Raw genomic sequence first — 18,272 nt, forward strand, 5'->3', positions numbered from 1 at the left:
GCTTACTCTCCCTCTTTTTTTGTTAGCGGGTCTACCTGAGGAGTTTGCCCTAGGTGTTCTATAACTATGTGTTCAGGAAAGGTTCGCTCCCTAAAATAGTTATCCATCATTTTTCGTGCAATAGGGGCTGCTTGTGCACCTCCATGACCAGCATTTTCGAGTACCACTGACATAACTATTTCCGGTTTGTCGTAAGGGGCATAGCCCACATACATCGCATTATCATGGTTTTTCTTTGATAGTTTTGTGGCATCATATTTTTCATCTTGCGCGATAGATACCAGTTGGGCTGTCCCTGTTTTACCTGCAGATATATAATGGGATCCTTTAAAAGCATTTCTGGCTGACCCTTTTCTATTTACTGTGCCGTACATTGCATCAAGCACAACATCCCAGTTGTACTCATTTTCGATGTTGATTGGTTGCCTTTCTTTTACCGGATTTAGAACGATATCATCTTGATTAATTTCACCGCGAATGACTTGAGGAATGATGCGTTTGCCTTTGTTTACTAAAGTTGTAATGGCTTGAGTGAGTTGCATCGGAGTGGTTGTCCAATAACTTTGCCCAATGCCTATATTTATTGTGTCTCCAATATACCAGGGCCGATTATAAAGAGCTTTAATTATGCCGCGACTGGGCATGATCCCATCTGCTTCTTCATGGAGATCTATACCTGTGTAATCTCCAAATCCAAACTCTCCCATGCTCTCGCTAATTCGATCAATTCCTAACTTGTATGCCATATCATAAAAATAAATGTCACAAGAAACTTCGATTGCTTTAGTTACATTAACTAACCCATGCCCCCATGGGGTATGATCTCGCCATACTCGTGCTACATTCTTTAATTGATATTTCCCATAATCATTTATTTGCGTTTCTGGCGTTATCACTTCAGCCTCTAGTCCTGCTAAAGCTAAAAGGGGTTTTACTGTGGATGCAGGCGGGTACTGGCCTTGTGTTGCACGATTAAATAAAGGTCTATCTGACTTGAGTAGCTTTTTATAGTTTTTACTACTGATACCATGTACAAACAAGTTAGGGTCGTAACTTGGACTACTATAAAGCGCTAGTACACCCCCATCAGTTGGATCCATAGCCACGATTGAGCCTCTCTCTCCTGCAAAGGCTTTTTCTGCTGCCAACTGTAACTCCACATCTATGTTTAAAACTATATCTTGGCCTGGTACGGGCGGATTAAAGTCTAATGTGCGGATGATTCTTCCTTGGTTATTTACTTCTACTTCTTGGTAGCCAACTTCACCGTGTAACAGTTCTTCATGGTATTTCTCTATGCCTCGTTTACCTATGTCATAGGTAGCAGCGTAGTTAGCTTCAAAACCTGCCATGCTTAATTTTTGTAAGTCTTGTTTGTTAATCTTGGCAACATAACCCAATACATGGGTGAGGGCACTTCCATAGGGGTAGTATCTTGCTAATCGAGCCTCAACTGATACACCAGGATATAAGTGTTGCTTTGCAGAGAATATTGCTACTTCCTCTGGGGTAAGTCGGTTAATCAAGGTGACAGGTTTAAAACGTCTGATGCGTTTCATATCGGCATGGAAGTCTGCTATGCCTTCATCATCTATTTCAAGTAGTACACTTAACCTAGCTAACGTTAGGTTGAGGTTTTTGGTTTCCTCTGGAATAACTTGCAAACTAAATACTGGGCGATTTTCTGCCAAAAGTTTGCCATTTCTGTCGTAGATTAATCCTCTATTAGGAGCAACTGGAAGTACTTTAATACGATTGCCATTTGAGCGAGTCTGATAGTCCTCGTAACTACTTATTTGTAAGTAATATAGGTTGATTAACACCATAGCAATCATGGCGAATACCACCAATATTCCAATCAATGAACGCCAAGCAAACAGGTTGGCTTCTGCAGTATGGTCTTTTATCAGAATGCGCTTGGAAGGCAAGATTACTCTCTGTGATATGGATGATTGTTATTTATTGACCAAGCTCTATACAAGCTTTCAGCCACAATAACGCGAACCAAAGGATGTGGTAAGGTTAGACTAGATAAGGACCACTTTTGTTCCGCAATTTTTATGCATTCTGGAGCTAATCCTTCAGGGCCCCCAATTAATAAACTCACATCTCTGCCGTCCATCTGCCAACTTTGCATTGTCTTCGCTAATTTGGGGGTATCCCAAGGTGTGCCATTCACCTCAAGGGAGACAACTCTATTGCCTTTAGGTATTGCAGCTAACGTAAGCTCTCCTTCTTTTTGAAGAATACGTTTGATGTCTGCATTTTTACCCCGTTTGCCAGCCGCAATTTCGGTTAACTGAAGCGGCATATCGGCTGGAAATCTTCGGCTATATTCAGTATAACCTTGCTCTACCCAAGCCGGCATCTTCATACCCACTGCAATCATTTGGATCCGCACGACTACTAACTCCCTTTGTTAGCTCCAGAGCTTTTCCAATTGGTAAAAGTCTCTAGCATCGTCCTGCATAACATGGAGTATAACATCACCAAGGTCGACTAATACCCAATCGCCAGTTTCTTTACCTTCTACACTAAGAGGGGCTAGACCTGCTTGTTTTGCTTCAACAATAACATTCTCTGCAATAGACACTACGTGACGTTTTGAGTTGCCTGAACATATCAACATGGTTTCAGTTACAGTGGATTTTTCTGCAACATCTAAGTCGACAAAATCTCTTGCTTTTAGATCTTCTGCTTTTGTTATGACAAAGGCTTTAAGTTGTTCGTGATCCAATGAGGTTCCTTAAGTTTTATAATTTAATTAGAGTTCTTTTACCCATAGTTTATCAGAGTTTACTACCTTGCTGGTAGAGCTTATATTGCTGCAGGTATTGATTGACACTAGCTGGTACAAGATTTTCTATAGATTGGTTATTAGATAACAACGTTCTGATTGCACTAGAAGAAATATTTAATGGAGATGTGTTAGCTATATAAATATGACCAGCAAGTTTTTGGTGTAGGTTCATAGGGTCTTCAACTTGTCTTTGCATAAGCAAATTTTTAAGCATTACTTCATTTTCATGGGAGCTTACGAGTTTATCTACGACGTTTCCACTTCGAAAGCAAACTATGAAATGGCAAAGTTCGAATAGGGCTTCCCATTCATGCCATTTAAAAATAGAGAACAAAGAATCGGAACCTATAAAAAAACACAATGGTGTATTGGGGTGTTTGACTCTTAATTCACGTAGAGTATCTATACTAAAGGTTGGCTTTTTTCGATTGATATCTAGTGGTTCAGGGTAAAAAATCGGATAGTCTTTGCTTACTTCTTGGGCCATTATCAATCTTTGTTGGCTAGATGCTGTTGCTGCGTTTTTATGACTGGGAATATAGCAAGGAGTGAGGGCTATTTTATTAATATTAGTGATTTTTGCTGCTTCGAGAATAGGAAATATATGGCCGTTATGAATAGGGTCAAAAGTGCCTCCAAATATTCCTAAAGGAGTATCCAGTTGTTTTCCGAATTTAACCATGAATTACTCGATACCATAGTCTAAAGGTAAGCTTTCTAATGAATAAGGAATAAACATCAAACATAAGTGACATAATTCTATGTAAGGTCTCACCACCTGCGTTTGTTTTATTGCCACATCAAATGCTGCTAATTTTGTTTGTAATAAGGCCATGTCATTAAGAGTTAGTCGACGCATCGCTGACTGGTATAAAGACTGGCGGCTTTTCCAAATACGATATTGATTCCAGTTAATGCTTTTACCTTGCTGTTTATCAAAAAGGATATTTTGTATCGTTTGCCACTCTCGGGTTAACGCCCAGGCAATTATAGTGGGCTCTACCCCTTCGCTTTCTAGACGATATAGCATTTTTATGGCTTTTTGTGGCTCGCCCGCGAGCAAAACATCTACTAAGTGAAACACAGTGAAGCGAGATTGGTCGACTACAGCTTCTTTAGCTTGTTCAAAACTTGGTGTATCGTTAGGGTAAAGTAATTTTAGCTTTTGTATTTCTTGTGTGGCGGCGAGTAAATTACCTTCACAACATTCTACTAAGAGTTGAGACAATTGAGGTGTTGGTTGTAATCCACTATCAAGCATTTTTTTACCAATCCACTGATTTAAGGCATTACCCTCTAGTGGGTAGCTTGGGATATATACCCCGTGTTTATCTAGTGATTTAAACCATTTAGTATTTTGTACACCTTTGTCAATTTTTCCGCCATGAATAATCAATAATACATCTGGATTAATATTATCAGTTAGAGAGTTAAGGGTTTTACTGCCTTCTGAGCCTGGCTTGCCAGTGGGCAATTCAAGCTCAATAACTTGTCTGCTAGAAAACAAAGACAAGGTTTGTGTGGCTTCAATTAACGTATCCCAGCTAAATTGGCTATCCACTACTAGGGATTGTCGCTCATCAAACCCTTGAGCGAGTGCGGTTTGTCTTAGTTGCTCAATACATTCTAATTTTTGCTGAGGCTCTTCACCGAATATCAGATAAAAAGGCTTCAGTTGGCTAGTATCTGTTAAATTAAAACGATTAGGATAGACTTGCATTAGGGATGGTTGACTTGCTGCCAGCTAGTATAAGAGCTGGCCAACTGGCTTATAATACGTAACGCAGCGTCTTGACGCATTTCTGCTTGAATCAGATCGAGCTCTCGAGATTTTGCCAAAACAGCATCAGGGTCGTCTTGATATTCACGGGTTATATCAAATTCGATCGCTTGTGGATCTTCATCCGGAAGTTGGATTAAATACCTAACGGTGTATACCAATTCATATTCAGCCACTTGCCCTGTAGAGAATAATGACAATAGCCTTCTCTCTAGTTGATCCGATTTAAGGTAAACCTTTGCATCGATATCATAATCAGGGTTGTTTGTTTTTTGGGCGCTGTCGAAGACTTCTATGTTGAAGCCTTCTAGTTGCTTACGTAAGATCCTAAATAGGGGAGTGTTTTTCTGTTCAGCGGTCAACTCAAGCTGTTTTATTTCTGAAGGCAAGTTGTAGTCGCCACGCAACTTAAACCCACAACCAGTTAGTAGCATTGTCGTTAACACCAATAAAGTTAACACTTTCCCTAAAATAAGCTTCATCACTTTTAGTTCGCTACCACATTGAGTAATCTGCCCGGTACATAAATTACTTTGCGAATAGTTTTACCTTCTGTGTGTTGTTGTACATTAGTTTCTGCTAAACCTAAAGCTTCAACTTGCTCTTTTGCAGCATCAGCAGGCACTGTGATTTTAGCCCTAACTTTTCCATTAACTTGCACGATTACGAGTTTTTCATCTTCAATCATGGCTGCAGCCTCTGCAACTGGCCAAGGTGCTGTTTCTACTTCATTACTATGGCCCAAATCTTTCCACATTACATGACAAATATGCGGAGCTATTGGTGCAAGTAACAGCACCAATGTATTAATACCTTCTCGCAATACAGCTAAGTCTTGGGCATTGTCTTGGGGCGCTTTTTGTAAATGGTTTAGTAATTCCATAGTAGCCGCTATGGCAGTATTAAACGTCTGGCGACGACCCACATCGTCAGTTACTTTCTCTATGGTTTTATGAATCACTCGTCGTAGTTTTTTCTGGTCGCTTGACAATTTATTTTTATCTAGTGGAACAATATTGTCAGAACTTGCGTTTTCTTGTACTAAAGTCCAAAGGCGTTTTACAAACCTATGAGCCCCTTCGACACCGGAGTCAACCCACTCTAATGTTTGTTCTGGAGGCGCTGCAAACATTGTAAAAACACGAATAGTGTCGGCACCGTATAAGTCAATAACTTGTTGTGGGTCGATACCATTATTTTTAGACTTAGACATTTTAGTCATGCCGCCGTGAATAACTTCTTTGCCATCAGCTTTAAGTACAGATTTAAGAATGCGCCCTTTATCATCTTTTTCACTTTCAACGTCAGCTGGTGAGTACCAAGTTTGTTTGCCCGTTTTGTCTTCACGATAAAAGGAATCAGCTAACACCATCCCTTGGCATAATAAGCGTTTGTATGGTTCATCTGACTCAACTAAACCTTCATCACGCATTAATTTATGGAAAAATCGTGAGTAAAGGAGATGTAAAATCGCATGCTCTATACCTCCAACATATTGGTCAACGGGTAGCCAATAATTAGCTTGCTCTGGATCTAACATGGCTTGATCATTTTGCGCACTACAATACCGAGCGTAATACCAAGATGATTCCATAAAGGTATCAAAGGTATCAGTTTCACGTAATGCTGCTTCACCATTGAATTCTGTTTTGGCCCATTCTGGGTCTGCTTTAATAGGCGAGATTACACCGTTCATGTGTACGTCTTCGGGTAACTCAACAGGGAGTTGATCACTTGGAACAGGCACAGATTCACCGTTCTCAAGGTTCAACATAGGGATTGGGCTTCCCCAATAACGCTGACGAGATACGCCCCAATCTCTCAAGCGATAATTAACTTTCTTTTTGCCTTTATTTTCAGCGTTAAGTAATTCAGCTATCTTGTCGAAAGCATCTAGAGAAGTTAACCCATCAAATTCAGCTGAATTGATCAATTTCCCTTTTTCGGTGATGGCAGCCTTACTTAAATCGTCATCACCTTGTGAGGCAATGACCTGTTTGATATTGAGGTGGTACTTAGTGGCAAACTCCCAATCCCGCTGATCATGAGCAGGAACAGCCATAACTGCACCCGAGCCGTATCCCATGAGTACAAAATTGGCTACCCAAACAGGTACTTTTTCGCCAGTAAGCGGATGAATTGCGTGATAGCCTGTGGCACAGCCTTTCTTTTCCATGGTGGCAAGTTCTGCTTCAGCTACCTTGGTGTTTTTGCATTCGTCAATGAAAGCAGCCAATTCAGTGTTTGATTTTGCAGCTTCTAATGCAATAGGATGTTGTGCGGCAACTGCTACGTAAGTCACACCATAGAGGGTATCTGGACGAGTGGTGTAGACATCAAAGTCTGCTTGGCCAGCAACAGCTTGTTCAAGTTCAAAGGTAATTTCAACACCTTCGGAGCGACCAATCCAGTTTTTCTGCATGGCTCGAACTTGTTCAGGCCATTCTTCAAGCTGCTCTAAGTCAGTGACTAGCTCCTCTGCATAATCAGTGATTTTAATAAACCATTGCGGAATCTCTTTTTGCTCAACTACCGCACCTGAACGCCAGCCTCTACCATCAATAACCTGTTCATTGGCAAGCACAGTATGATCAACAGGATCCCAATTTACGGTAGCATTTTTCTTATATACTAAGCCTTTTTCAAATAGGCGAGTAAAGAACCATTGTTCCCAACGGTAATATTCTTTCTTACAGGTAGCGACTTCGCGATCCCAGTCATAACCAAAACCTAATGTTTTAAGTTGGGTTTTCATATAATCGATGTTGGAGTATGTCCATTTGGCTGGGGCGGTATTGTTATTGAGCGCCGCGTTTTCAGCGGGTAGACCGAAAGCATCCCAGCCCATTGGCTGTAATACGTTTTTACCTAACATACGTTGATAACGACTTATTACGTCGCCAATTGTATAGTTACGGACATGACCCATATGTAACCTACCGCTGGGGTAAGGGAACATAGAGAGACAATAGAATTTCTCTTTATCTGCTTGCTCTGTGGCTTTAAATGTTTCTTGGGTTTCCCAATAGGCTTGAACCTCTTTTTCGATGATTTGAGGTTGATACTGTTTTTCGGCCATTAAAAAGTTCCGTGTCGCTGGGTCAGTCAGGTCAAATGACCTACGTATGATTATTGAAATATTAGCTCGTTAGAATACCTTAGCGACTTAGTGAGTAACAATAGCAAAAGCCTGATTTATGAAGCATATTAAGAACTTTTTATTGTAATTATGAACAATGGTCTTTTTATGTCGATATTTTGCGCGACCTTTAGCTCTTTTAAGCGAATGATAGTTAGCTTTTGAATTGAAATTATGAAACTGGGCCTTGTTACCTAATAATTTTGTTTGATTATTGACCGCTAAAAGGAGTAACTGCACGTATCCGTTTGACAGCTTGCTAAATAAGGGTTTCACTACTTGGTAATTATCAATTTAGTCGGCGCCTTATTTTTATATGCAAAGTAACTTCGCGTTAACACTTCAGCAATTAACTGCAAAGCCTAGTAGACGGCTTATCAACCAAGCACTTAAAGATGAAAGTGCATTAAATTCAACATTTATTGGGCAAGATAGGGCCCGTGAGGCGTTAGCTTTTGGCTTAGGTGTTGAAGCCAGGGGGTATAATTTATATGTAATGGGTGAGCAAGCGACAGGGCGTTTTACCCTAGTGCACGAGTTTATCGATAAATACGTAAACAAAACGTCTACTCCAGATGACTGGTGCTACATCAATAACTTTGAAGATGAAAGAGAACCCTATTCTTTAAAGTTACCAGCTGGTGAAAGTAAAAAGCTGGCCAAAGACCTAGGACTCTTGATTGATGAGTTACTCGATACCTTTCCTGCAGCCTTTGATAATCCTGGTTACCAGCGCAAAAAGGCGGCTATTACTAGGGAGTTTGACCAGAGGTACGACAAAGCCATTGCGGCTGTTGAGCTCGAAGCTCAAAAGCAAGGTATTGCTATGTATGAAGAGGCGGGAGCGATTACATTTTCTCCAATCATTGATGGCAAACCTATTACTGACGCGGACTTTGCTAAAGTTTCAGAAGAAGAGCGGCAAAACTTTTACAGCCTAATTGATGAATTAGAAGATACCTTAAGTGAAGCTTTAATTGAGTTGCCGAAGTGGAAGCGTGCTACTGCAGAGCGTTTTAGAGCGTTGAAAAAAGAGACTGCTGAGCAAGGAATTAAACCATTATTAAAGGATTTAGAGCATCAATACACTGCAGATTTAGGAATATTGAAATTTTTGAGGCAACTCAAGCCACACCTGGTAGAAACTGTTGTTGAAGTTTTGGCTGATGATAAAAAAGAAGACAAGCATGATGAATATGACAAACGCTCTATCTTAGAAGAGCAATATTTACCAAATATTTTGGTTTCTCATACCATCAATAGCGGGTCTCCTGTGGTCTACGAGCCTAACCCCACTCATCAAAACTTATTTGGGAGAGTGGAATATACCAATATACAAGGTTCAGTTTTTACAAATTACCGAATGATCCGTCCAGGTGCTATGCATAGAGCCAATGGCGGTTATTTGTTACTAGATGTAGACAAGTTAATAGACCAACCGTATGTGTGGGAAACGTTAAAATTAGTCTTAAAATTTGGTCGCCTAAAAATGGACTTGCCCCAGCACGATGTAGGTATGGTGAACTCTATTACGCTGAACCCTCAACAAATTCCAATTGACGTTAAAGTAGTGTTGTTGGGTTCCCGAGACTTGTACTACACACTTCAAGATTACGATGATGAGTTTTACGAGTTATTCAGAGTCCTAGTGGATTTTGACCATGAAATCCCGTTGGATAAAAAGACTATCTTCGATTTTGTTGGCCGAGTTAGGAGTCAGGTTGCTAGTTTAGGGTTAGAAAGCATTTCAGCAAACGCCATGTATCGGTTAGTGGAGTACAGTTTACGTTTGGCTGAGCATCAACAACGATTATCAGCTCGTTTTTCTGATGTAATTGAACTGCTCCATGAAGCCGAGTTCTTTTGTAGAAAACAACTGAGCCAAGAGTTAGATGTAGAGCATATTGAGACTGCATTGGCTGCAAAAACCCATAGAACTGGTCGTGTTAGTGAAGCTGTTTTGGATGATATAAAACAGGGGCAAATTCTTATCGCCACCGAAGGGCTTGATGTGGGGAAGGTTAATGGTCTAACAGTACTCGAAGTGGGCGACAGTATGTTTGGAACCCCAGCCCGAATCACTTCTACTGTCTATGCTGGGTCTAATGGTGTAGTAGACATCGAACGTGAAGTAGAACTAGGACAGCCAATTCACTCTAAAGGCGTGATGTTATTGACAGGTTATTTAGGGTACAAGTATGCCCAATTATTTCCTTTAACGTTGTCAGCAAATATTGCAATTGAACAATCTTATGGTCATATCGACGGAGATAGCGCTTCGTTAGCTGAACTTGTTGCCCTTATTTCTGCTTTAACTAATATTCCTATTAAGCAAGATTTTGCTATTACAGGCTCTATTAATCAATATGGTCAGGTACAATCTGTTGGTGGCGTTAATGAAAAAATAGAAGGTTTTTTTAATCTTTGTGAGCATAGAGGATTAACGGGAACCCAAGGAGTCATTATTCCTAAATCTAACCACGTAAATTTATTGCTAGACAAAAAAGTACTGGCTGCAGTCAAAGCCAAGAAATTTCAAGTTTATGTAGTTGAAACTGTTGATGAAGCTTTGGCGTTATTAATGAATAAAGAAGTAGGAGAGTTAAATAGTAGGGGCCGTTATCCTAAAACCTCTATTAATTATATGGCGGTGACTAGTTTACTTAATATCGCAAATATTGTGGCAGGCGCTGACGACGAGTAGCCTATTTAATCCGGCAAACTCATAGCTCCAGAGAGAGTCAGCAGCACTTTATTGTTGTTATTAATAACAAAGGTTAAGAAAAAATTATGCAAATTACAAAAGGCACTGTGGTGCAATTTTTATATCGAATTAAAGATATAGAAGGCAATGAGTTAGAATCAAATTTTAATCAAGATGCTATCGCCTACCTACACGGTTATAACAATATGATGGTGGGCGTTGAAAAATCACTAGAGTCAATGAAACAAGGGGATGAGATCGTTGTTGAGCTACTTGCGGCTGAGACCTATGGAGACATTCAAGCTAATAGTGAGCAAAGGGTATCTGTTAAACATTTAGTGAGTACAGATAAAAAGCCAAAATGGAAAGCGGGCATGACGGCGGTTGTCAATACTGAACAGGGACAACGTGAAGTCACTATTGTAAAAGTAGGTAAGTTTATGGTGACTATAGATACAAATCATCCATATGCGGGTAAAACCTTACAGTTTGAACTTAAAGTTGTAGACGTAAGAGCAGCAACAGATGAAGAGATTGAGCATGAGCATGAGCATGCTCATGCTCATGGAGATGGAGTACATAACCACTAACTCAAAAGGCATAAGGTTTAGACGTAAAAAGTGGCAGGTGATTAATAAACATTTTTAAATTAATCACCATATGTAGATACTAAAAGTGTCTATTTTCTTGGTAAATCAATTTTCTTTTCGTCACTTGGTTTGTATATAACTAAAGTATGCCCTATTGCTTGTACTTTAATGGCTCCAGTTTCTCTTACGATGGCATCCATAATTAAAGATTTTTCTTCTTTGTCGTCGGTTGGAACTTTCACTTTAATCAACTCGTGATGATTAATTGCTCCTTCTATTTCGGCCATTACGCCTTCTGTTAAGCCATTGTTTCCTAATTGCACTATGGGTTTAAGAGGGTGTGCTAAGCCCTTTAAATATTGCTTTTGTTTGTTCGATAAGTTCATTGATAGTAATTCTTACAAATTTATTCAAGATGAATGGTTGAAAAGCGCTATTCTAGCGCCATCTCACTGTTATTCCTAATTTGAATGCAGTTATAAATAAGGAAAAGACAGTTTATACCCATTTAGACTAAGCGATATGGTTGTTTTGTTGAGTTGATTGGGAAAATTAGAAAGGAATAAGTCCAGTAGTTTGAGTCAAAATTAAGGTTTATTAATAGTTTTAGACTTTGGCGTGAACAAAACAGACTTTATCTTCGTAATATCTTTAAGAAACGTTAAAGCTAAGATCATTTGAGTATTGGCTTTGTTATGACGAAGGTAAAAAATATAAGAGTTGATTCAATGTATCTATAGGTATGTGAACTTATTTGATCGGATCATAACGTGGGCCTACAGATAACTTTATCTGCTAGCGGCAAGATACAAATTATAGTAATCTGCTGGTATACAGGTTAGACAAAACAAAATCGTAATTTTAGAGGTTATATAACTTGAGCGACATGGCAAAAAATTTAATTTTATGGCTGGTTATAGCTGTTGTATTGATGTCCGTTTTCCAAAACTTTTCATCAAGTGATTCCAAAGCAGTTTCAACTGACTATACCCACTTTCTCAGAGACGTAAGTAATGGGGGAGTTAGCAGTGCTACCATCGATAGAAATACTGGTGAGATACAGGGTGTTAAACGAAATGGTGAGGCTTTTACCACTATTATACCCTATACAGACTTAGCCTTGATGGACGAGTTGATTGAAAACAATGTTGCCGTTTTTGGTAAGCCGCCAGAAGAGTCCTCATTATTAACATCTATATTTATTTCTTGGTTCCCTATGCTTCTGCTTATCGGGGTGTGGATATTTTTCATGCGTCAAATGCAAGGTGGAGGCGGTAAAGGCGCTATGTCATTTGGTAAGAGTAAGGCTCGTCTTTTAGGTGAAGACCAAATAAAGACTACATTTGCTGATGTTGCTGGTTGTGATGAAGCCAAAGAAGACGTAAGTGAGTTAGTCGACTTTTTGAGAGACCCTAGTAAATTCCAAAAGCTTGGTGGGAAAATTCCAAGAGGGGTCTTGATGGTTGGTCCTCCCGGGACAGGTAAAACACTGTTAGCAAAAGCCATTGCCGGTGAAGCTAAAGTACCTTTCTTTAGTATTTCAGGTTCTGACTTCGTTGAAATGTTTGTTGGTGTGGGTGCTTCACGTGTACGAGACATGTTTGATCAAGCTAAAAAATCAGCTCCTTGTATTATTTTTATCGATGAGATTGATGCTGTTGGTCGTAAGCGTGGTGGTGGTCATGGCGGTGGTAATGACGAAAGAGAGCAAACATTAAACCAAATGTTGGTTGAAATGGATGGGTTTGAAGGTACTGAAGGAATTATCGTTATCGCAGCGACTAACCGTCCAGACGTGCTTGACCCAGCATTATTAAGGCCTGGTAGATTTGACCGTCAAGTTATGGTTGGTTTACCAGATATTCGTGGTCGCGAACAAATTTTGAAAGTTCATATGCGTAAAGTACCTTTAGGTGACAATGTAGAAGCGTCTCTAATTGCCCGTGGTACACCTGGATTTTCAGGTGCAGATCTAGCTAACCTAGTAAATGAAGCCGCTTTATTTGCCGCTCGTACCGATAAACGTGTTGTTAGTATGGACGAGTTCGATAAGGCTAAAGATAAAATCATGATGGGTTCTGAGCGTAAGACCATGGTGATGTCAGAAGAAGAAAAAACCAATACTGCATATCATGAAGCGGGTCATGCGATAGTAGGAAGATTAGTACCTAAACATGACCCCGTTTACAAGGTTTCAATTATTCCAAGAGGCCGTGCTCTTGGCGTGACTATGTATTTGCCAGAGCAAGATAAATACAGCTCTTCAAGGGAAGAGTTAGAGTCTCGTATTGCTACTCTCTTTGGTGGTCGAATTGCTGAAGAAATTACGCTCGGCGAAGCCGGTGTCACAACTGGGGCATCAAATGATATTGAGCGAGCTACTGACATAGCCCGAAAAATGGTCACGCAGTGGGGACTCTCTCCAAAAATGGGACCAATTAATTATAAAGATGATGATAATGAAGCCTTCATGGGAGCCGCTCCATCTTCTATGTCTGCGGAAACTTCTCGCGACATTGATGCTGAAATAAGATTGTTAATTGATAGAAACTACGCCTTAGCTGAAACCTTGCTGAAGGATAATATGGATATTTTGGAAGCGATGAAAGACGCACTAATGAAATATGAAACCATTGATGCTATGCAAATTGATGATTTGATGGACCGTAAAGATGTGCGTTTACCTGCAGATTGGGTGCGTGACGGTAAAACAGATGATTCAGATAAACCTTCTGGTGGTGCAGCAGCTAAAGCTGAAGATAAGAAAGAAGAACCTAAAAAAGAGTCTCCAAAACCTAATGTTGGTAAACCTGGTGATGTTACGCATTAGTTTCGATTAAGTACTTAAAACGCTTTGTTGCTTGCGCACCAAGGCGTTTTTTTGTAGATACAGCTGCCTAATTTTAGAGATGTATTTTTATGCTGTTTAAAGATAAATTTGTAGATTTATCACAACCCCGTGTCATGGGTATTCTCAATGTCACTCCAGATTCTTTTTCTGATGGCGGTAGCTTCAATATATTAGAAAGCGCCTTAAAGCAAACTGAACTCATGCTAAATGAAGGTGCTGATTTTATTGATGTTGGTGGTGAATCTACTAGGCCAGGGGCAGAAGAAGTAGAGTTACAGATGGAATTAGACAGAGTCTTACCGGTAATTGAGGCAATAAGCCAAAGATTCGATACTGTTATTTCTGTCGATACAAGTAAGTCACAGGTCATGACAAGCGCAGTAGACGTTGGAGCAGGGTTAATTAATGATGTTAGGGCGTTACAAGAAGACGGAGCCTTACAAGCTGCAGCACTAGCTAACGTGCCAGTTTGTTTGATGCATATGCAAGGTCAACCAAGGAAAATGCAACGAAATCCCCAATATGACAATGTTACTTGTAATGTTTTAACTTTTTTAAAGCATCGAATAACTGCGTGTGAAGCTGCGGGTATTAGCTCAGGGCAGATAATGATTGATCCTGGATTTGGTTTCGGAAAATCTTTGGACCATAATTATCAACTACTGGCTGAGCTGGCAGAGTTTAAAATATTAGATAAGCCCGTACTTGTTGGTATGTCTAAAAAAAGTATGTTGGGTAGTCTATTGAATAGAGATGTTGAACAGCGACAAGCAGGCGGGATTGCCGTCGCTACTATTGCAGCTGAACAAGGCGCGAACATAATTCGCGTACATGATGTAAAAGAAACAGTAGATGCGGTTAAGATAGTTGCCGCAATTGACGCTTATAGGAATGACTAAAATGGGTGAAAGAAAGTATTTTGGTACAGATGGGATACGCGGTAAAGTCGGTGAAAGTGCGATAAATCCTGAATTCGTGATGAAGTTAGGCTGGGCTGCTGGAAAAGTGCTAGCCAATACAGGTACTAACAAAGTGTTAATTGGTAAAGATACACGCATATCAGGATATATGCTTGAATCAGCATTAGAGGCCGGCCTTTCTGCTGCGGGTATTAATATAGGGTTATTGGGACCTATGCCTACTCCTGCTATTGCGTATCTTACTAAAACCTTTCGTTCCGAAGCCGGCATTGTTATAAGTGCGTCTCATAACCCTTATTATGATAATGGTATTAAGTTTTTCTCTGCTGATGGCATGAAATTAGATGATGAAATTGAGGCTGCTATTGAAGAGCAAATGGATAAACCTATGGAGTGTGTTGCTTCAGATAAGTTAGGTAAAGCCATCCGCATAGGAGATGCTGCGGGACGATATATAGAATTTTGCAAGGGTAATTTTTCTTCCGATTTGTCATTGAAAGGATTAAAAATAGTAGTCGATTGCGCTCATGGTGCAACATACCATATTGCTCCTAATGTACTTAGTGAGCTTGGTGCTGAAGTTATTGAAATAGGCACAGATCCAAATGGTTTGAATATTAATCGTGATGTTGGTGCAACCTCAATGAAGGCGATTACTGAATGCGTCCTTGAAAATCAAGCTGACTTGGGTTTTGCATTAGATGGTGACGGTGATCGCATAATGCTTGTTGATAATAAAGGTAATATTATCGACGGTGACCAGATTGTATATATGATTGCTCGTGACACGCTAAAATCAGGCCGTCTCAAAGGAGGCGTGGTAGGGACTGTAATGAGTAACCTTGGGCTAGAAGTTGCTTTGGCCACCTTGGGTGTACCATTTGTACGAAGTGCAGTTGGAGACCGATATGTTATGGAGCTATTGAAACAGAAAGGCTGGTCAATTGGCGGAGAAGGTTCAGGTCACGTGTTAAACCTAGCTGCAGCATCCACGGGAGATGGAATTGTTGCGGGTTTGCAAATTTTGGCGGCAATGCTCAATGCCGATATGACTTTAAATGAGTTAAGCCGTGGAATGGTAAAATACCCTCAAACACTAATTAATGTCAGGTTTGAAGAAGGTAGCACACCATTAGACGATGAATTTGTAAAAGCTGCAGTAGTTGAAGCAGAAAGTGCACTTGCTGATAGAGGCAGAGTATTGTTGCGCAAAAGTGGCACTGAACCACTGATTCGTGTAATGGTTGAGGCCAATGATGCACAAGATTCAGCATCATGGGCGGAACATATAGCCGATGCTGTGCGTAAAGTGAGCAAATAAACCGTTATAATTAGTATAAGCTTATAAGCCCCTTGTATAATCTCACTGGGTTGGTTAATATCTCGCGCGCTTTTTTATTGGCGCAATAAGGAGCAAAAAGTGCAAGTAAATAGTCGAAGATCTATGGTCGCTGGTAATTGGAAAATGAATGGCGATAAAGCACTTGTCGAGCAGATGGAAAAGCAGCTTGAACAGGCAAGTTTAGACAATATGGATGCAGTAATCTGTCCTCCATTTCCTTATTTAGGAATGTTTGCAGATAATATTAAATTAGGTGCTCAAAATATGAGCCAATTTGATTCTGGCGCCCATACTGGAGAAATTTCAGTATCAATGCTTAAAGAGTGTGGTTGTAGTTATATTATTATAGGCCACTCTGAACGTCGTGAAGATAACTTTGAGTCAGACGATATAGTCGCTCAAAAAGTTCAAAAAGCATTAGAAGCAGGTTTGACACCAATTTTATGTTTCGGTGAGCCAGAAGATATTAGAGATGATGGCACTTTGTTCACCTATATTGCTGCTCAATTAGATGCAGTATTGAAACAGATTGGTATTACACAGTTTACGAAGATAGTTTTAGCTTATGAGCCTATTTGGGCGATAGGTACAGGGAAAACAGCTAGCCCAGAGCAAGCACAAGAAGTACATGCTTTTGTTCGGGAGCATTTAGCTAAATTAGATACAGACATTGCGGCTAAAATTGTTATTTTATATGGCGGTAGTGTTAAAGGTAGTAATGCTGAGGAGTTGTTTTCTCAGGCAGACGTAGATGGTGGTTTGATTGGCGGTGCCAGTTTAAACCCAGAAGATTTTTTAAGTATTTGCCTAGCGGCAAATCAGTAGAGGCAGCACATGGATTTTTACGAGTTATTAGTTATTGTTTATTTAATTGTCGCAGTTATGTTGGTGGGTTTTGTATTGATCCAACAAGGTAAAGGTGCTGATATGGGGGCTTCATTCGGTTCTGGTGGCTCTAACACCGTATTTGGTTCTGGAGGGTCTGGTAATTTCTTAACAAGAACGACTGCAATACTAGCTACTTTGTTTTTTGTTATTAGCTTAATCTTAGGTAACCAAACTGCTGACAAAGAGAAGGGCTTGGGTGAGTGGGAAAACCTTGAAGTACCTACTTCAGAGCAAACAATTGATTCTGATATTCCATTAAGTGATGACGCAGTACAAACGATTCAAAGTTCTGATGTGCCTGTTGCTGAATCGCCAATTACTGAAGACGACGTACCGACTTCTTAGTTCATAAAGTTCACGCGGATGTGGTGGAATTGGTAGACACGCAGCCTTGAGGGGGCTGTGGCTTAGGCCGTGGGAGTTCGAGTCTCCCCATCCGCACCAATACAAGGTTCTGTAAGAACCACAAAAAACCGAAAGCTTAATTAAAATGAGGCTTTCGGTTTTTTTGTTTTTGTTTTGAATGTGATTGCTTGTATATAAGCTTTTATATAATAAAGATGTTCGACATAGCGAAGCAGCAATGCTACTGAGGTTCATAAAGTTAGGTACTAGCAGAAAATAGAGAGCTGTAGTAATTACAATAAAAGTGGATGAAGGCCTATTTAGACCTTATGTTTCATCATGCGCTCTTTGTCTCGAGCCCAATCTCTATCTTTAACTGAGTCACGTTTGTCGTGCTCATGTTTACCTTTACCTAGATATATTTCTAATTTTACCCAGTTAACTTTCCAGTACATGGCCGTAGCGATTAGGGAGTAGCCTTGACGTTCAACTGAGCCAATGAGTTTATCCAACTCTCGTTGTTTCAATAACAGTTTACGCTTACGAGTAGAGTCACATACCACATGACTGGATGCTTGGTTTAAGGGTTGGATTGTAGAGCCAATCAGAAAAGCTTCACCTTTTTCTATAGTGACATAACTTTCAGATATATTAACTTTACCCGAACGGATACTTTTTACTTCCCAACCTTGTAAGGCCATGCCACATTCTAGCTTATCTTCAAGGTTATATTGATGACGTGCTTTTTTGTTCAGCGCGATAGTGTCGGTAGTGTTTTTAGACTTCTTTTTATTCATGGGGCGTATTATAGAGATTGTATTTTTAGGCACAACTAAAAAGATGACAAAGACTAATTCTAGGGTCTTTGGTATTAATAAAGTTGGCTGATTATGCTAGGCTACAGCGGTTTTCG

16 protein-coding genes and 1 tRNA gene are annotated in these 18,272 nt (G+C 40.0%); 8 read left to right on the forward strand and 9 right to left on the reverse strand.

The genetic code is table 11. The annotated features are described in order from the left end of the window. Positions 1–2 precede the first annotated feature (2 nt). The 7 genes from mrdA to leuS are packed head-to-tail and all read right to left on the reverse strand — an operon-like array spanning position 3 to position 7,659. Positions 3–1,928 (reverse strand): penicillin-binding protein 2, encoded by a 1,926-nt coding sequence (mrdA, locus tag ABJD71_RS11100; protein ID WP_348168879.1) that lies wholly within the window; start codon positions 1,926–1,928, stop codon positions 3–5. 2 nt (positions 1,929–1,930) lie between these two features. Beyond that, entirely contained in the window at positions 1,931–2,401 is a 471-nt protein-coding gene (rlmH, locus tag ABJD71_RS11105) for a 23S rRNA (pseudouridine(1915)-N(3))-methyltransferase RlmH (RefSeq protein ID WP_348168882.1), read from the reverse strand. A gap of 18 nt (positions 2,402–2,419) precedes the next feature. Then, entirely contained in the window at positions 2,420–2,737 is a 318-nt protein-coding gene (rsfS, locus tag ABJD71_RS11110) for a ribosome silencing factor (protein WP_348168885.1), read from the reverse strand. A 52-nt stretch (positions 2,738–2,789) separates the two neighbouring features. Further along, positions 2,790–3,482, reverse strand: coding sequence for a nicotinate-nucleotide adenylyltransferase (nadD, locus tag ABJD71_RS11115; RefSeq protein WP_348168888.1), 693 nt, complete (start codon positions 3,480–3,482; stop codon positions 2,790–2,792). A gap of 3 nt (positions 3,483–3,485) precedes the next feature. Then, positions 3,486–4,520 carry a DNA polymerase III subunit delta gene (holA, locus tag ABJD71_RS11120; protein WP_348168891.1) on the reverse strand — a complete coding sequence of 345 codons (1,035 nt, stop codon included), beginning with the start codon at positions 4,518–4,520 and terminating at the stop codon, positions 3,486–3,488. Further along, positions 4,520–5,062, reverse strand: a complete 543-nt coding sequence (gene lptE, locus ABJD71_RS11125; protein WP_348169360.1) for an LPS assembly lipoprotein LptE — start codon at positions 5,060–5,062, stop codon at positions 4,520–4,522. The genes holA and lptE overlap by 1 nt, the downstream gene beginning before the upstream one ends. A gap of 5 nt (positions 5,063–5,067) precedes the next feature. Then, on the reverse strand, positions 5,068–7,659 hold the full coding sequence (gene leuS / locus ABJD71_RS11130) for a leucine--tRNA ligase (protein WP_348168894.1): 2,592 nt from the start codon (positions 7,657–7,659) through the stop codon (positions 5,068–5,070). Positions 7,660–8,035: 376 nt separating this feature from the next. On the opposite strand from leuS, the gene ABJD71_RS11135 reads away from it, so the two are divergent. Together ABJD71_RS11135 and ABJD71_RS11140 are read left to right on the forward strand one after the other, a co-directional pair. Further along, positions 8,036–10,423, forward strand: a complete 2,388-nt coding sequence (locus ABJD71_RS11135) for an AAA family ATPase (protein ID WP_348168897.1) — start codon at positions 8,036–8,038, stop codon at positions 10,421–10,423. Positions 10,424–10,509: 86 nt separating this feature from the next. After that, entirely contained in the window at positions 10,510–11,013 is a 504-nt protein-coding gene (locus tag ABJD71_RS11140; RefSeq protein WP_348168900.1) for an FKBP-type peptidyl-prolyl cis-trans isomerase, read from the forward strand. An 89-nt stretch (positions 11,014–11,102) separates the two neighbouring features. Here ABJD71_RS11140 and yhbY read toward each other — a convergent pair whose 3' ends face one another. Further along, a complete protein-coding gene (yhbY, locus tag ABJD71_RS11145) occupies positions 11,103–11,399 on the reverse strand; it encodes a ribosome assembly RNA-binding protein YhbY (RefSeq protein ID WP_348168903.1) in 297 nt (98 codons plus the stop codon). Positions 11,400–11,899: 500 nt separating this feature from the next. Between yhbY and ftsH the strand changes: the two genes are divergently transcribed. The 6 genes from ftsH (at position 11,900) to ABJD71_RS11175 (ending at position 17,458) form a co-directional block, all read left to right on the forward strand. Then, on the forward strand, positions 11,900–13,843 hold the full coding sequence (ftsH, locus tag ABJD71_RS11150) for an ATP-dependent zinc metalloprotease FtsH (RefSeq protein WP_348168905.1): 1,944 nt from the start codon (positions 11,900–11,902) through the stop codon (positions 13,841–13,843). An 89-nt stretch (positions 13,844–13,932) separates the two neighbouring features. Beyond that, positions 13,933–14,763 (forward strand): dihydropteroate synthase, encoded by an 831-nt coding sequence (gene folP / locus ABJD71_RS11155; protein WP_348168908.1) that lies wholly within the window; start codon positions 13,933–13,935, stop codon positions 14,761–14,763. Between the two features lies 1 nt (position 14,764). After that, positions 14,765–16,105 (forward strand): phosphoglucosamine mutase, encoded by a 1,341-nt coding sequence (gene glmM / locus ABJD71_RS11160; RefSeq protein ID WP_348168911.1) that lies wholly within the window; start codon positions 14,765–14,767, stop codon positions 16,103–16,105. A 99-nt stretch (positions 16,106–16,204) separates the two neighbouring features. After that, positions 16,205–16,951, forward strand: a complete 747-nt coding sequence (gene tpiA, locus ABJD71_RS11165; RefSeq protein WP_348168914.1) for a triose-phosphate isomerase — start codon at positions 16,205–16,207, stop codon at positions 16,949–16,951. 9 nt (positions 16,952–16,960) lie between these two features. Further along, the gene (gene secG / locus ABJD71_RS11170; protein WP_348168917.1) at positions 16,961–17,359 is read left to right on the forward strand and encodes a preprotein translocase subunit SecG; all 399 of its coding nucleotides are present in this window, start codon (positions 16,961–16,963) and stop codon (positions 17,357–17,359) included. Between the two features lie 14 nt (positions 17,360–17,373). Next, a tRNA-Leu gene (locus ABJD71_RS11175) sits at positions 17,374–17,458 on the forward strand. 221 nt (positions 17,459–17,679) lie between these two features. Here the strand turns inward: ABJD71_RS11175 and smpB are convergent. After that, entirely contained in the window at positions 17,680–18,156 is a 477-nt protein-coding gene (gene smpB, locus ABJD71_RS11180) for an SsrA-binding protein SmpB (RefSeq protein ID WP_348168920.1), read from the reverse strand. Positions 18,157–18,272: the final 116 nt, after the last annotated feature.

Source organism: Paraglaciecola sp., from assembly GCF_039943935.1.
Classification (GTDB): domain Bacteria; phylum Pseudomonadota; class Gammaproteobacteria; order Enterobacterales; family Alteromonadaceae; genus Paraglaciecola.

Excerpts from the sequence above, each read along its gene's own strand:
- glmM (WP_348168911.1), top strand. The coding sequence starts at position 14,765 with ATGGGTGAAAGAAAGTATTTTGGTACAGATGGGATACGCGGTAAAGTC.
- yhbY (WP_348168903.1), bottom strand. The coding sequence starts at position 11,399 with ATGAACTTATCGAACAAACAAAAGCAATATTTAAAGGGCTTAGCACAC.
- holA (WP_348168891.1), bottom strand. The coding sequence starts at position 4,520 with ATGCAAGTCTATCCTAATCGTTTTAATTTAACAGATACTAGCCAACTG.
- ftsH (WP_348168905.1), top strand. The coding sequence starts at position 11,900 with ATGGCAAAAAATTTAATTTTATGGCTGGTTATAGCTGTTGTATTGATG.
- nadD (WP_348168888.1), bottom strand. The coding sequence starts at position 3,482 with ATGGTTAAATTCGGAAAACAACTGGATACTCCTTTAGGAATATTTGGA.
- lptE (WP_348169360.1), bottom strand. The coding sequence starts at position 5,062 with ATGAAGCTTATTTTAGGGAAAGTGTTAACTTTATTGGTGTTAACGACA.
- folP (WP_348168908.1), top strand. The coding sequence starts at position 13,933 with ATGCTGTTTAAAGATAAATTTGTAGATTTATCACAACCCCGTGTCATG.
- ABJD71_RS11140 (WP_348168900.1), top strand. The coding sequence starts at position 10,510 with ATGCAAATTACAAAAGGCACTGTGGTGCAATTTTTATATCGAATTAAA.
- smpB (WP_348168920.1), bottom strand. The coding sequence starts at position 18,156 with ATGAATAAAAAGAAGTCTAAAAACACTACCGACACTATCGCGCTGAAC.
- ABJD71_RS11135 (WP_348168897.1), top strand. The coding sequence starts at position 8,036 with ATGCAAAGTAACTTCGCGTTAACACTTCAGCAATTAACTGCAAAGCCT.
- leuS (WP_348168894.1), bottom strand. The coding sequence starts at position 7,659 with ATGGCCGAAAAACAGTATCAACCTCAAATCATCGAAAAAGAGGTTCAA.
- secG (WP_348168917.1), top strand. The coding sequence starts at position 16,961 with ATGGATTTTTACGAGTTATTAGTTATTGTTTATTTAATTGTCGCAGTT.